A 13807-nucleotide genomic window follows, 5' to 3' on the forward strand; every position below is an offset into this window, starting at 1 on the left:
ATCACCATGAAAGGATGTCGCCCGCTGTGAATTCTCACCTCAACCTGGAGGAAGCCTCGGACCAGATCAGCTCACAGCTGGCTAAACTTCCACCCAAGCGGGGCATTGTCTACGTCGACGGCCCCTCCGGAGCCGGAAAGACTGCACTTCTGGAAGATTTCGCCGCCGGCACCACTGGGGCCGTGCTCGTTGATGCTACGGGCCGCTGCGCGGAAGAGGTGGCGGATCGGGTGATGCGGGCCATCGGTGTTTCATACGGCGATTTCCGGAGCATCCACGCGCTCACCAGTCTCGTGGACGATCTCGTTTTCGACAGGAAGTTCGACCCGAGAATCGTTGTCGTGACCAATACTCAGTGGGCAGGGAAGAGGCGGTTCACAGATGAACCGCTGTACGTCGCTGCCGGCGGGATCGTTGGAGCGTTCAGTAGGCTCTCCAAGGCGACCAACATCAAACTCGTGGTCGAAGTCGACAGCGAGGTGTACGACCTCAGCCCCCGGAACCGGAACCCCATCCTGCTCGCCCCCGCCCACGACGTCGTCCGGCTGTCCCCCAACTCGCTGCCGACGCGTAAACGCACGGCCATGACGGCCCTGGCCCTGTCCGAGCCGCACCGTGTGCGCTTCGAGGAGTGGCAGGCGCTCTGCTCGGCGCTCGGAACGGACTTCGACGTCGCGGAACTGCGCACGATCGGCGAGGAGTCGCCTTTCGTCACGGTCGAAACCACGGACGAGGTACCGGTGGTGTTCACTCACGAGCGCGATGCCCGGATGCTTCGCGCAGAAATCCCGGCCGGCACTTTCCGTGCTTTCCAGCAGGCAGTCACGGACCGCCTGTTCGCCTGTGCCGACGGCGACCCGCTCGATGACTATGTGACCCGCGCCCTGCCCGCCCATGCCGCAGCCGCGGGCCGATTCGAGGAACTCCTCGCTGATCCCCGCACGCTGGTCAAGTGCACCCACACCGCCCTGCTCAACGCTCTCCGCGTGGCCTTCCCCGACAGCATTCCCGCGGGCAGCCTCTCCGCGGATCTGTATTACCTCGACCATCTCGGTCTGGCGCCGTCCTCGCAAGCAGAGTGGGTCTCACTGCTGCATCTCGTGGCGCTCAGCCAGGGCGATACGGAACGGGCCGACGCCTTGATCGAATCCGCCGGTCCCCTGCCGTGGCGGACCGTCTGGACGCACTGGCGCGCCCCCGGCCGGGTCCGTCCCCGCCCGCCCCAGATCGACGTCGTCGAAGAGCTGCGGGCCGAGGCAGACGGCACCACCGTGACCAGCCGCACCCAGGACCGTCTCGAGCAGACCTGGCACGCTGCCACCGGCCGGCTCCTCGCAGCTACGGGGCAATTCATCGGGGCCAAGGGGCCGTTCATCGAGGAAGCCCCGCCCACACCCCAGGCGCCGGCCCGCTGGGGGGCCGAGACCTCCTGGAACCTGGTCCGCGCGGCGGCCCTCGGCGATCCCTCCACACTCCGCGTGATCCAAGCGCCCAAGGTCAAGGACGTGGCCTGCGCCGGCGATCTGATTGTGCTCGGTGGGAGCCGAGGGATCTATGCGATCGAGCCCGACCCGGACTACATCGAAGCCAACCCCCTGCCCGCACTCCCTGCCATCAGCCGGTACGCAAAGGTCACGCCGCGCCCGTTCGACGAGGCCGCCTGCCGCCCCACCCGCGACCTCGTACTCGACGTGTTCGATGCGGACATCGCCCCTCTCCTGACCGAGGAGCAACTGCCCGCCGGCCTGACGCACGAGCCGACCCGTCGTTTCCTCACCGAGGTCGGCTTCCCTGCCGTCAACGACTTCCTCAGTCTCAGCACCCACAATCTCGCAGGCACCGGCTTCGCCGAGCACACCTGGGCAGGCACCAAGGAGCTTGAAACGCCCGTGGGAGACGGTCCGTTCTACGAACTGGGCACCTGGATCGGCGGCATCCTGCTCCTCGACGGCCCCACCGGCCGCGTACTACGACAGTCGAGGAAGGGCGCGGTCGACGACGACCAGCCCGGCGACCCCCTGGCCGGCTCCTCCCTGGCCCAGTTCAGCGCGATGGTGTGCCTGCAGTGGAAGTACATGCTGGCCTACCACACGAGCGGCGGCGTCGACGGGGAGGACCTCATCGACGAACTCAGGTCCTGGCTGGCGGGCATCGACCCCGCCGCGGCAGCCACCAGAAACTGGGGACACGTGACGGATGCCGACGAATTCATCTACCTGTAGGCATTCATAGACCTCGGCACGGCGGACCCCGGTACCACCGGCTTGGCGAGAATGGTCTCGACCCCAGGCCTACCGGACACGGGGATGGCAAAGGGCCTTCGAGGACTACGACTTCGACGACCGGGTCTGACGGGCGGGCCGGGCCCGGTACTCGGCGACGCCTTCCGCGCGCGACCAGCCGACTCCTGCTGCGACCATCTGGATGGGTCAGGATTACAGGGGCGACGGGAGCGTGTACAGCGGGGACTGGTAACACCCCACAGGGAGAGTTCCGGCTGCAGCTCGCCGCTCTACCGCTGCCCCCTGAGGGCCCTTCACGCCGCTCTCCCCAGCCCCGACGGCCCCCTCCTGATCTCACTGATAACTTGCTGTTCTTACCTATTCACTCAGTGGGATTTCAATGAGCCAGCCACCGTTCCAGCCGCCACCGCAGCCTCCACAACCCCCTCAGAACCCCAGCAACCCATACACCCAGCCCGCCCCGCCGCCGCAGCAGCCGCCGGGGTTCGGACCGGCGCCCACCCCCGGGCAGCCTCCGATGCAGGCCGGACCGCCGCCCGTCCCCGGGCAGCCACCGATGTACCCCGGGGCTCCCCCGGCTCCAGGACAGCCGTCGATGCAACCGATGCAATCCGCGTATCCGATGCACCAGGCGCCGCACTTCCAGGCAGCACCCCCCTTCGGGCAGCAGCCGAACGCCAGCGGTCACCCGGTGGGCGCGGTCTTCCTCGGCTTCTTCGCGTCGGTCATCGTGTCGATGCTCTACAGCGGTCTCATCCTGGCCACGTACAAGGACCAGTCGGTCACGACGGCCAACACCCTCTACCTGGGTCACGCGCTGCTCAACGGAGCGATAGTCGGCTTCCTGATCGGCACGGTGGGTCACCGCAGCAACGGCGCTTGGATCAGTGGTGCCATCATCGCCGCGCTCGGCGCGTTCTTCGGCTACGCCAACGCCATCCCGCTCGTCTTCGCCGACGCGGAGTCGCCCGGTGCCGTATGGGACCTTATGAGGTATGAGCCCTTCTGGCCCGCCAAAGCCTGGTGGACCGACGAAACCACCGGCGGAGTCGACTGGTTCTCCCTGCTTGGCCTCGTGCTCGCCGCGGCCGCCGCTTGGGGCATCGCCTACCTGGTCGGGAACAAGCGCCGTCCGGCGTGACGTCTCTTCGGATGCCGATCCGGGCGGCCACCGCCTGGCCCCCGGTCGGTAGCTGAGCCGAACGCTCAGCCTTCAGTCGGCGGCTTTCAGTCGGCCCGCCTCAGCGGAATGCGGGGCTGTCACCGACAGCCGCCAACGCTCCGCCGATACACGCCACCATCATCGCCCACCGCGTGTGACCGGTCCGGGCGAGCACAACACCCCAACCACCGAGGGCCACACCCACGCTATAGGTGGCCACCCAGACGCCGAGCGCATCCCCTTGCCCAAGACGTACGACCATCAGGCCCAGGCACACCACGGCGACCAACCCCGCGATCGCCGCGTAAATCCCTCGAGCCTGCCGCGCGTCGCGCCGCCGCTCCTCCGCGAGCCCCTGTCGGCCCTGAGCCTGGAACTCCACCCGCAGCTCGTCCGCGCTCGCCCCGGCAGAACTGCTGGAAAGCGGCTGCCCGCCCGTCCCTTCAGGCCTGTTGGCCGCTCCATCGCTACCCGTAGTCATGGCAGTGCAGCTTAGCGGTCACGACCGGCGGCGCGACGGTGCCTCAAACCGCCACAAGCCACGCGGAGTTGGCGCTATGCACCCTCAAGCGACGCCAACACGAACGACAACGGCAGCGTGGCGACGGCGAGAGCGAGCCCCGACGCAGCCATCCCGGCACGGATCTCCCGCTTGCCGCGGACGCCCAGGTAGGCAGCGATCAATGGCAGGACACAACACAGGAGCAGGCTGAAATGCCAGCCCTCCTCCGTGATGAAGAAGACCATGAGGGCCAGGCAGACGGGCACCGAACTGACGCTCAGGACCTGGCACCGGGAAAGGAAGAGTTCGAGGTCGCTGCTCCCACCGAAGAAACTCATGACCCGGACCGCTCTCTCCTTCTAGTCCTGCTACTCCTACGGCTCCGACGACTCCTGGCGCCCATGCCGCTCATGTCCTCATGCCCACTCATGCCCTCATGCCCTCATACCGCGGCATGGTCGTAACCACCGGTACCCACCTGCGGAAACCCGTCCGCCGCCGAGAACCCGTTGACGGCCGCCGAGATGACCACGCCGAGCGCGGCCAGCGCCGACGCGAAGGTGTCGAAGGCCTTGGCCGCCTCGGCCCACATCTGCATGAGGCGGATGGCCTGCGCCGCGGCCAGCGCGAACATGGCGATCGACGCGGCCTGACCGCCGACAGGGATCGCGTTGACGGCCTGCGCCGCGAGCAGGTTGACGAGCCAGATGACGAGCAGGTCGCAGAACATCACCAGGAACGACTTCAGGAACTCGGCGAACTGGAACGCCATCTGCGCGGCCTGCGCATAACACTGCTGCAGGGACTTGAAGGTCTCCTTGATCTCGTCGAGCTTCTTGGTGAACTCGTCGAAATACACGCTGGCGGCGTTCGCGGCATTGCCGTCCCAGGTCAGCCCCACGTTCTGGGTGCCCTTGTGCACATTCGCGGACACCGAGTCACAGAACGATGCGAGGTTGCCCCATACGTCGGAGCAGTCGTTGTACTTGTTCCAGTCCCCCAAGACCCAGTTCGTGCAGACGCCGAAGGGGTCGAAGTCGAAGAGCAGCTTGGACGCCTCCACGGCCATCGCCGAGGGGCTGCCCAGGTCGAGGACGCTGCCGAGCGTCTTCTGCACGGGATTCATCTTGTACTCGTCCGCATGGCCCGACGCGTACTTGACGATGGGGTTGCTGGGATCACCGGGCGGCTTCAGCGTGTCCGCGGCGTCACTGGCGTCGGAGAAGTCCTGCGGGTCACCACCGGACCCGCCGTCCGACACCTTGGAACCCGGATAGGTGGCGTCGAGTTTCGCCGCCTCGCCGCTGTCCGTTTCCCGGTAGTACTTGGCCGTGCCGGTCAGCTCCTTCTCGGACGCCTCCAGCAGGCTCTTGACCTTCTCCAGAGCCTTTTTGGCCTCGCTCACATACTGATCGTGGTCACCCGCGACCAGGTCCCAGGCCTCACCGCCGACCGACTTCTCGATCTGCGCATGGGTGCCGGTGTACGAGACAGCCTGCGCACTGCCGTCCGCGGCGCGTCCCACCAGCTTCGAGAAGCCGTCGATCGCACCGGGTTCTACACGAAAGCTCACATCTCCCCCATCGCCTGCATCAGCTCATCGATCGGCGGTCCGGCCGCCGGGCACGGCCGGTCGCCACCAGGGCGACCGCTCAGCACCAGGGCCGATCAGTACATGGATCAGTACAAGGATCGGTACAAGGACCATCAGTACAAGGACCAGCCGCGCCCGTCGTGACGCGATTTCGTACCCGAACGGTTCTCGGATTCCGTACGCCGCTCGTCATCGAGCCGCCGCCGCTCCTCCTCGATCCGGCGCTCCCCGTCAACGGCGAGCGCCTCACGCTCACTGTCGGACATGGCGGCCCACTTCTCGGCAAGCGGCGCCGACTGCTGCACCGCCTCCTCGGCGTACGCCGACACATCGGCCGCCTCGCGCAGCCCCATACGACCGGAGAGGACCTCCTGAGCCATCTCTTTCATCGCGGGGCCGCCGAGCCCCGAGGCGAGATGCTCAAGGGACTGCCGCAGAATCTTGGCCTGGGCGGGGTCCTGCTGGGTCATCTCCAGAAACTCGGAGTCATCTACGCGCTTGTCGGAGCTGTTCGCGGCGCTGTCCAAGGGATACCTCATCGGGAGGGTCGGCATGTCTCGACCGGCGTGAACCTACCAACGCATCTGCGAACGCTTCAACACTCGACCGGGCATGGACCTTCGCCGGCCGTTTCAACTCAGCAACGACTGCGGCTCGTTGGCCTTTCAGAAGCCGCCGACTTCGCGAACTCGATCGTTCACCATCATTCACCGAGGATTGATTACCTATGTCCTCAATCCTCCGAATTCCTTCCTGTTCAACCAGGAATCGGATCGAGGTGACTCAATCTGACCGGGAACGCCGACGCCATACGGCTCCAGCCGCGGCCCCCGAAGTGGACCGAGCACCACGAACCGTCGACAAAGCCGATTTCGTGGTCGCCGCCCGCCACGTCGCCTCGGTCACGCACATAGGTCACATTACGAAGATCAGTAACCCACCCCACCTCGACCGGGCCGCGCATGCCCGTGAAAGAGCGGGCGCGGGACACGTACACAAGCTGCAGCCGGCGGTCGGTGATCTGCATCATGACGGCCGTGCCGTTCTTGGTCCGAGGCAGTACGGCGCGAGCCAGGTGGCCGGCCATGCTGTCCCAGCCGCCTTGGAAGGGCTCGCCGGGCTTCGGCTTCCTGCTCGGCTCACGCCAGAAGACCGCTTCGAAGAACGCCTCGAACGGATTCCAGGTAATGCCGGAGAGCGTCGCTATCCCGTTCAGGGGCAGCGTCAACCAGCTGCCGAGCGTGGGACGCTCGGATCGCAGCGCGCGCGGCCGCCGGAAGTAGCCGGGCTTCGGCGCACGGCCGGCCAAGAAGACCCCGTGTTCGCCGCGCAGTACCTCACCCACCGGTACGCACGCCCTCGCCCGGTCGGCGGGCGTCTCCCGCATACGGTCAGCTCTGCTCACCGGAAGGACACCTCCCGCCCCACTTGATCATCCCCGCAAACCTAACGCACGAGGCCCTGCTTGAGGTGCATGGGATCGGCCTGCTTGCTCGGGTCTGCGGCAAGCGTGAAATCCCGTACGTCGGCCTCCGGTTGTGGACGTGCGGGCCATCCGCCCCACACCGTACTGGCGCTGGTGACCACAGCACGCACCCCACCCCGGCGCCCACCGCCCCTTGCGCCGCGAGGCACATCGGCGGGGGCAGCAGCCCACTACGGCATGTCAGGGGACGGTCTCCGCAGCGTCATCCGAACTCGTTGCGAGCCCAGTCGTCCGCAGCCCCCGCGGACCCGGTGGAACCGGAGGAGCCGGATCCCGCCGGAGCCGCCGCGGAGGCGGTGGCCGCCGTCCTGCTGGGCGCCTGCGTGGTGCCCGTGGAGCTTGAGGAGCCGGATCCCGCGCCGGAGGCGGTGGCTGCCGGGCCGTCGGACGCCTGTGTGGCGTCGGTACCCCGGCCGCTGATCGCGTCGACACCGTGCTGTACGCGGTCGCCGGCCGCCCCAGTGACGCGTTCCGTCGCGGTGTCCACGGCGTTGTTCACGTGCGTGGTCGGGTCCACGTAGTCGGCGAAGGTCGATCCCTCGCCCCCGGTGACCTCGTTCTTGAGGTCGTCCACGTAGTCGCCGGCCGCCGTCTTCGCTACGTCCGCCGTCTCGCCGAGATCGACACCGGACCTCGCGTCGAAGTAGGTCTCGACGCTCTGTTGGCCGATGTTCTGCGCCATTCCGATGGCAGCTTCCTTGGCCTTGTCCTTGGCGGCGTCGACCACCTTCTCCTGGACGAACTGCTTGGCCTGATCCTTGAGTTGGTCCTTGGCGAACTGCTTGACCTTCTCCTTGGTGATCTTCTCGAGCTGTTCCTTCGCGATCTTCTTGACGGCGTCCATGGTGGCGTGCTCCATGGCCTTGGTGACCGCCTCCATGACCTCCCTCTTGAGCCGGTCCAGGAGCTCTCGGACGATCAGCCGTGTGGCCTGTGTCGCGCCCAGCGCACCGACCTCGGACAGTCCGAAGGTGAAGGGAGCCGCCGCCTGCGCCGCGATGATCTCGATGGCCAGGGCGATGAGTTGCGCGATCACGGCCAGCTTTGCCGTGAGCACCGCCACCGCGGCCACATCGAACGCGAAGGCGATCACTTCACACGCGGTTTTCGCATCCGGCAGGTAGCGGTCCTCACCGTTCGCGCCGGTGTAGGCACCCCAGTCCTTGCTGAACCCGTCCACAGCCGTACCGAAGTTGTGGGCGACGACGGTGCGGGCTAATCCTTCACCCTCCCTCTGGATCTCTTCGAGGTCTTCACCGAAAGCCCGCCAGGCCTCGGCGACCTTGTGCAGCGCTTCCTCGTCGACCTCCGGCCAGGTGTAGCCGAGGAGGTCAAGCACCCAGACAAGCTCACCGGGAAGTGTGAGCGACATACCAATATCCCCCGAATTTAATTAGAGTTGACCGGAGATCCCGTTCATCAGGCCGCCGTTCGACGTATCCGAAGCGTCGTAGTTGCGGGCCATGCCCTGCAGGTTGTCCCCAATCTTCTGGAGACGTTCCGCAAGGCTGTCCATCGATGTGAAGATTCCGTCGCGAATCGGCGTGTACACCTGCCCGAAGATCTCCCCGAAGTCCGCCTCCGACCAGGGCTCTCCAAGCCCTTCGAGGGCGTCCTGAAACCGCTTGGACGCGGTCGAGAAATCGCCCCCGAGGTCGGTGAACTTCCCGCCCTGCCTGCGTAGTACATCCGTGTCCACGCTAAAGGTGTCGAACTCCATGGCTCTCCCCCGAACTGCCCTTGCTGTACTTCATATTGGCGACAGACCGATACCTTAGACTCCTCGCGCACCGCCCCGCCAAACCGCCAGTCAAGAGATCGTCAAGTTATTCAAGGGGACACCAAAAGTGGTGACAACGCAGCCGCGCTACGGCAGCACGGGGAGTCTGCGGATGGGCCGACTCCTCGGATTGGGACTGCTCCTCGTGGCCGGGGTCGTCGCCGCGGTGACCATTCCGGAACTGCGCAGCGAACTCTCCGGTGACGGTACCGAAGGAACCCTCACGGTTTCTTCATGCGAAACGCACACGAAGACTCACTACGGCACGCACAGGCGTTCCACGGAACTCAAGTTCAGCTGCACCGGGAACTGGAGCGCACAAGACGGTAAGGCCGCCTACCAAGACGTGGTGGTGGAAACGTCATCGCGTTTCGAACCCGGGTCGAAAATCCCTGTGGTTCAAGTGGATGAGACCTTCGAGCAACCGCAGGACCGGGACCCCGGGGACGACGCCGCGATTCTCGCGTTCTGCGTCTCCGTGCTGGCCTGCGGCGTCTACTGCCTCCTGACCGGCTTCGGCGGCCGGGGCGGCCCCGGCCTCACGGCCTCCTGGCAGCTCCTGCCGGGCCGGTCCGTCACCGGCCCCGTCCTAAGCGGCCTCTTCGCCCTGGGCGCCCTGGCGGCGCTCGTGTGCGCCCTCGTCCTGTGACACCCGCATCCCCATCCCCACCCCCATCTGAGGAACCCTCAATGACCCAAGTGCACGGGACCACCGCGCCGAACGCCACCGCCCCAGGTGACCGGACGAACCTCGGCCGCCTAATCGGCGCGGGCCTGATCCTCGTAGGCCTCGTTCTCATGGCCCTCGGCGCCTACCTCGGCCCCTACACCTACGCCACGTCCACCCCGGGCAAACTCACCGTCGAGACCTGCACCGTCGACTACAAGTACCGCTCCAGCACGTCGAACAGTTCACGGAAGAAGACGAAGACCAGGTGGTGCTACGGCACCTTCACGGCCACCGACGGCTCGGTCAAGGACCTCAACGCCGAGCTCAAGAGCGATGCCCTGCACCAACGCGGCTTCGTCATCGAGGCCCTCAAGACCGGCGACACCTCCTACCGGCTGGACCGCGGCTGGCTCGGCGCCATCGCCATCGGCTGCGCGTGGTTCTTCGGTGGCCTGATGCCCCTGACGATCGGCGTACTGGGCGCCACCACCGGTTTCTCCTCCACGGAGCCGTGGAGCCGGCGCCGGTTCCGGCCCTACCTGATCACGACCTTGGTGGCGGGAGTCGGGCTTGTCACCAGCTTGTTGGTGGGGCTGTTCGCGTGACGAAAGCCTCGGCGCCACCCGTCTGCCGGGCAGCGCCGGGGCTGAGGTGCCCGTCGGCTCTTCCCCTCTCGAAATTGCTCTTTCTCCGTCAACTGCGGACACAGTGGCCGCCGCCCCCAAGGTGCTCCCGTCGTCCGCTGTGAGTGTGCAGCGGGTCACGGTGGCGAACCTTCCCGGCGAGGTCTCCGGACCGGTGATGTCCGGCTTCAGCTGGCCTGTCGTGGCGGCGAGCTTTCGGCGACCGTTCGGCCAGCCTGTCCACGACATTTTGCGCTCGGTATTGGCGACGTTGACTGAGGTGGAGCAGCCGATGAGCAAATGCGGAGACGGCTTCGGCGGCGAGGCAGCCCATCTCGACTGCCTCGCCGCCTACTTGGCGCCTAGGGTGCCGTCGTGGGCAGTGCCACGAGAGCGTACGAATCGCCACTGACGCTGGCGCCGACTGAGGTGACGTAGAGGACGCCGTCGTGCCAGAAGGGCCACTCGCCGCCACTCATGTTCTTGTTCACTTCTTCCGGATACTCGGCGACCGTCGTCATCGCGCCATCCTTGGGATTGAACTCCACCAGCTTCGGCTTCTCGGCACCCTCGTTGACGTACGCCAGGAGACGCTCACTACCCGTGTCCCTCAGTGGAATGTAATGAATGGTGTTGCCGGTCGGCGCCTTCCACAGTTCCTTGCCGGTGTCCAGGTCGTAGGCGACAAGGGTATTCGACTCTCTGTCTGCGCTGTCCCGCTCCCCCACCCCCATGAGGAGGATGTTCCCAAAACCCGCGGCCTGGCGCATCGGGCTTCCGTCCTCCTCCGTGTTTATGTAGTACTTCTCCGTCATTCCGGGAATCTTGGCGCGCCGCTCGCCGGACTTCTCATCGAGCGCGAATACCCCCTTCTCCCCGCTGAGGACGAGCGGGGAGGTGGAGAGCGCCATCTCCGCTTCATTCTCACCGAACCGCTTCGACCACTCCGGCTTGCCGGTGGCCGGGTCGACCAATGCCGCCTCGGTCGACCACTCCCCGGTGAACTCGTCGCCACCCTCAAGGCACGAAGTCGTACGGATCAGATTCGTGCCACCGGTGTACGTGCCGCTCTCACAGCCACTCGGCACTACCTTCTTCACGTCCCATGCCGTGGTGCCGTCGGCCACCTTGAGGGCCTTCTGCTCCGTGTCGGTGGTAACTATGACGATCTCGCCGGCCCGAGCCACCGACAGTTCGCCACCGGTCTTGAACTCGTCCTTCACCTTGAAGGCCTTGTGCCACAATTCCTTGCCGGAGTTGAGGTCGTACGCAACCACGTGGTCACATTGACCATTTGCTCCCCCCATTCCCGAGGCACCGTAAGCAACGACGCCGATCCCGCCGTCGGAGACGGAAGGCGCGACGCAAGCTTGGTTTCCCGCCCCGGGCAGCGGCGTGGCCCACAGCTGCTTTCCGGTGTCACGGTCGTAAGCCTTCACACCACCGGCCAGGGTCTGAACCACAGCCTTCTCGGTGAACCAGGTGCCGTCCACCTCCTGCTCGCTCAAGGACCACTCAGACTTCGACGGCACACTCCACAGCGGCTGCGTAGCGGAGCCCACCATCAAATACCACGCGGCGCCTCCGGCCCCGCCGAGCACGACGAGCGCTACGACGAGCAGCACGATCAGACCGGTCTTCTTGCTCCGCGGCCGTGCAGGCGGAACGGGCGCCCCGGGGTACTGCGGTGGATGGCTTGGCTGGACGTAGCCTGACTGACCGTAGCCTGGCTGGGGGCCTATCGGATATTGCGGGGGCGCCGTTTGCTGGGGATAGCCGTAGCCCGGCTGTCCCGGTGGTGTCGCAGGTGGCTGCTGAGGATAGCCGTACCCCTGCGGCGGCACGTGGCCCTGCTGTGGCGGCACCGGAGGCTGGGGCGGCGGAGAGGGCTGCTGCCCGTAAGGGCCAGTACCCGGGCCAGGTCCGTTGGCGCTCATCAGATATTGCTCCTGACGTACTGGGCCCACGCGGCCTGGAATTCACGCTCGTTCATGCCAACCGCCTGTTGCAGCTGCTGATCGAGTTGCGTGGGCGTCCGATAGTGGGCCACGACAAACTCGAAGAACGCTTCCTCGCCACCCTTCTCCGCGATGAAACGCATGGCCAGATAGCTCAGGGCGTAGTTCGCGCCGACCGAGCTGTACTCCACCTCGAAGTCCTGACCAGGCAATTGACCGCTGAACTCCTCGCCCGCCAGATCACGGCGCACCCGCTCCTCGCCTTGAGCGCGGTCGAACCGGTAGGAGACGTACTCCGCGAACCCCTCGACGACCCAGGCCCGAATGCTCGTTTTCTCATCGTTGCCGTAAGCACCGGGGTCCTGCGGTTGAACAAGGGCGTGCGCGATCTCATGCCGAGAGATGTCTGCCACACCCGCCTGCCATGCCGATGACGTGAATCGGCTCGTCGAGGTGTCCATCTTGATGCGGGCACCGCCGTATTGGAGCTGATCTTCTCCACCGCTGTTACCGGCGTCGAAGGCAGGCATGGGTACGCTCTCTCCAGCGTCCCACCCCAGGTCGTCGCCGTCGTTGTTGTACAGCTTGGTGTACGTCTTACGGTCCGGCTCAAGTACGACGAGAAAGCCTTCTGGGGTGTTCGAAACTGGAGACGTATTCGTTCCCCACAGTTCGAGATCCTTCTTGGCACTTGCCTCGACGATAGGCGCGAAACGGTCGGCGTCGACGGCGTTCTTCCTGGCCGAGATTGTGATCGTGTGCGCCTGGCGCTTTACATACATGTCGTCATAGAGGTCCCAAGGAGCCGGATAGTAGACCGCGTTGGCCAACGCGGCCGCACCCGGAGATCCCCCCACTTCGCTGATGCTTGCCTCCGCCGACTCGGACTCCTTCTCAACCGTCCAGCGATACCACTCTGAGACCGGTCGGACATCAACGCCCTTGATCTGATGCACGAAGGCGACATCCAGCGTCAGCTTCACATCGGAGCCCCACTCGTCCGAGCCGTCGCCCGTCTGCTTGAGGACCATGTACTTACTCTCCGCGAAAGGGATCTTCCGTAGATTCTGGAAGATCTTGCGCTGCTTTTCCTTTGCCGCGCCGACGAAGGGTTCCAGGAACTCGTCCTCCTCGCCACCCTTCAAGGCGGCCGTCCGGCCGTTGAGCAACGTCTCGACCTCATCCGAGCTCATTATCTGCTGCTCTTCATCGCCGCCGCCCTGAGCACCGGGTAGCGAACCTCCGCCGGCAGCCTTGTACAGAGCCAACCCGCCGACTGCGAAGACGGCCACCACGGCCAGGACCAGCAGACCGATGACGACGCGCTTCAGCCCCTTGCCCCCGCCGGGGTTGCCAGGCGGGGGTGGCGGGGATGGCTGATGCCACCCTTGCTGCTGGACCGGTGCCCCGTACGGGCCGGGGTTCCCCGGCGCTCCCGGTGGCGTGGAATAGGACATGACAACCTTTCACACGGACTTCTGATGCGGGGCACGATGCGGTCCGGCCACACACGGCAGAGGACGGGTGACTCACCCAAGCCCTCGATGGACGATGCGTGCAGGCTCTCTGAGTGGCATTCGCGCTGCCCCACTCATCCTCCCGCTAGGTCACACAACACCTTATGACCTTGACTTACGCGGCCCTTACCTGCGCCCATGGGGCTCCGGTGCAGAAAGTGTGATCAAAAGTTGCAAAGATCCGCGGTGCGAGTGCAGCGGCGCATCGTCGGCCCGCTGGCGGCGGGACTCCCTCACGGTGCGGGCGATCTCGTCGCAGCCTTGGGTGGAGG

At 65.8% G+C, this 13807-nt stretch carries 13 protein-coding genes; 4 read left to right on the forward strand and 9 right to left on the reverse strand.

The genetic code is table 11. The features are described from left to right. Positions 1-14: 14 nt before the first annotated feature. Both OHO27_RS10970 and OHO27_RS10975 read left to right on the forward strand, forming a co-directional pair. On the forward strand, positions 15-2222 hold the full coding sequence (locus OHO27_RS10970) for an SUKH-4 family immunity protein (RefSeq protein WP_328422714.1): 2208 nt from the start codon (positions 15-17) through the stop codon (positions 2220-2222). A 616-nt stretch (positions 2223-2838) separates the two neighbouring features. Further along, positions 2839-3384: a hypothetical protein gene (locus tag OHO27_RS10975; protein WP_328422716.1), complete on the forward strand. Its 546-nt coding sequence runs from the start codon at positions 2839-2841 to the stop codon at positions 3382-3384. A 100-nt stretch (positions 3385-3484) separates the two neighbouring features. Here the strand turns inward: OHO27_RS10975 and OHO27_RS10980 are convergent, their stop codons facing one another. From OHO27_RS10980 to OHO27_RS11010, 7 genes are all read right to left on the reverse strand, one after another. Then, on the reverse strand, positions 3485-3886 hold the full coding sequence (locus tag OHO27_RS10980) for a hypothetical protein (RefSeq protein WP_328422718.1): 402 nt from the start codon (positions 3884-3886) through the stop codon (positions 3485-3487). Between the two features lie 74 nt (positions 3887-3960). After that, positions 3961-4245 (reverse strand): hypothetical protein, encoded by a 285-nt coding sequence (locus OHO27_RS10985; protein WP_328422720.1) that lies wholly within the window; start codon positions 4243-4245, stop codon positions 3961-3963. A gap of 104 nt (positions 4246-4349) precedes the next feature. Beyond that, complete coding sequence (locus OHO27_RS10990) at positions 4350-5480, reverse strand: hypothetical protein (RefSeq protein ID WP_328422722.1); 1131 nt, start codon at positions 5478-5480, stop codon at positions 4350-4352. Positions 5481-5614: 134 nt separating this feature from the next. Next, positions 5615-6028: a hypothetical protein gene (locus OHO27_RS10995; RefSeq protein WP_328422724.1), complete on the reverse strand. Its 414-nt coding sequence runs from the start codon at positions 6026-6028 to the stop codon at positions 5615-5617. Positions 6029-6258: 230 nt separating this feature from the next. Beyond that, a complete protein-coding gene (locus OHO27_RS11000) occupies positions 6259-6846 on the reverse strand; it encodes a hypothetical protein (protein WP_328422726.1) in 588 nt (195 codons plus the stop codon). A 343-nt stretch (positions 6847-7189) separates the two neighbouring features. Beyond that, positions 7190-8359: a WXG100-like domain-containing protein gene (locus OHO27_RS11005; protein WP_328422727.1), complete on the reverse strand. Its 1170-nt coding sequence runs from the start codon at positions 8357-8359 to the stop codon at positions 7190-7192. A gap of 21 nt (positions 8360-8380) precedes the next feature. Beyond that, positions 8381-8707 (reverse strand): hypothetical protein, encoded by a 327-nt coding sequence (locus OHO27_RS11010; RefSeq protein WP_328422728.1) that lies wholly within the window; start codon positions 8705-8707, stop codon positions 8381-8383. A 172-nt stretch (positions 8708-8879) separates the two neighbouring features. Here OHO27_RS11010 and OHO27_RS11015 point away from each other — a divergent pair, with 172 nt between their 5' ends. Both OHO27_RS11015 and OHO27_RS11020 read left to right on the forward strand, forming a co-directional pair. Then, entirely contained in the window at positions 8880-9416 is a 537-nt protein-coding gene (locus tag OHO27_RS11015; protein ID WP_328422730.1) for a hypothetical protein, read from the forward strand. Positions 9417-9457: 41 nt separating this feature from the next. Beyond that, the gene (locus tag OHO27_RS11020; protein WP_328422732.1) at positions 9458-10042 is read left to right on the forward strand and encodes a hypothetical protein; all 585 of its coding nucleotides are present in this window, start codon (positions 9458-9460) and stop codon (positions 10040-10042) included. 380 nt (positions 10043-10422) lie between these two features. On the opposite strand, the gene OHO27_RS11025 is transcribed toward OHO27_RS11020, so the two are convergent. Next, positions 10423-11685 (reverse strand): outer membrane protein assembly factor BamB family protein, encoded by a 1263-nt coding sequence (locus OHO27_RS11025; protein ID WP_328422734.1) that lies wholly within the window; start codon positions 11683-11685, stop codon positions 10423-10425. A gap of 311 nt (positions 11686-11996) precedes the next feature. Beyond that, entirely contained in the window at positions 11997-13475 is a 1479-nt protein-coding gene (locus OHO27_RS11030) for a hypothetical protein (RefSeq protein WP_328422736.1), read from the reverse strand. Between the last annotated feature and the right edge of the window lie 332 nt (positions 13476-13807).

Origin of the sequence: Streptomyces sp. NBC_00443 (assembly GCF_036014175.1) — a bacterium.
Lineage (GTDB): Bacteria > Actinomycetota > Actinomycetes > Streptomycetales > Streptomycetaceae > Streptomyces.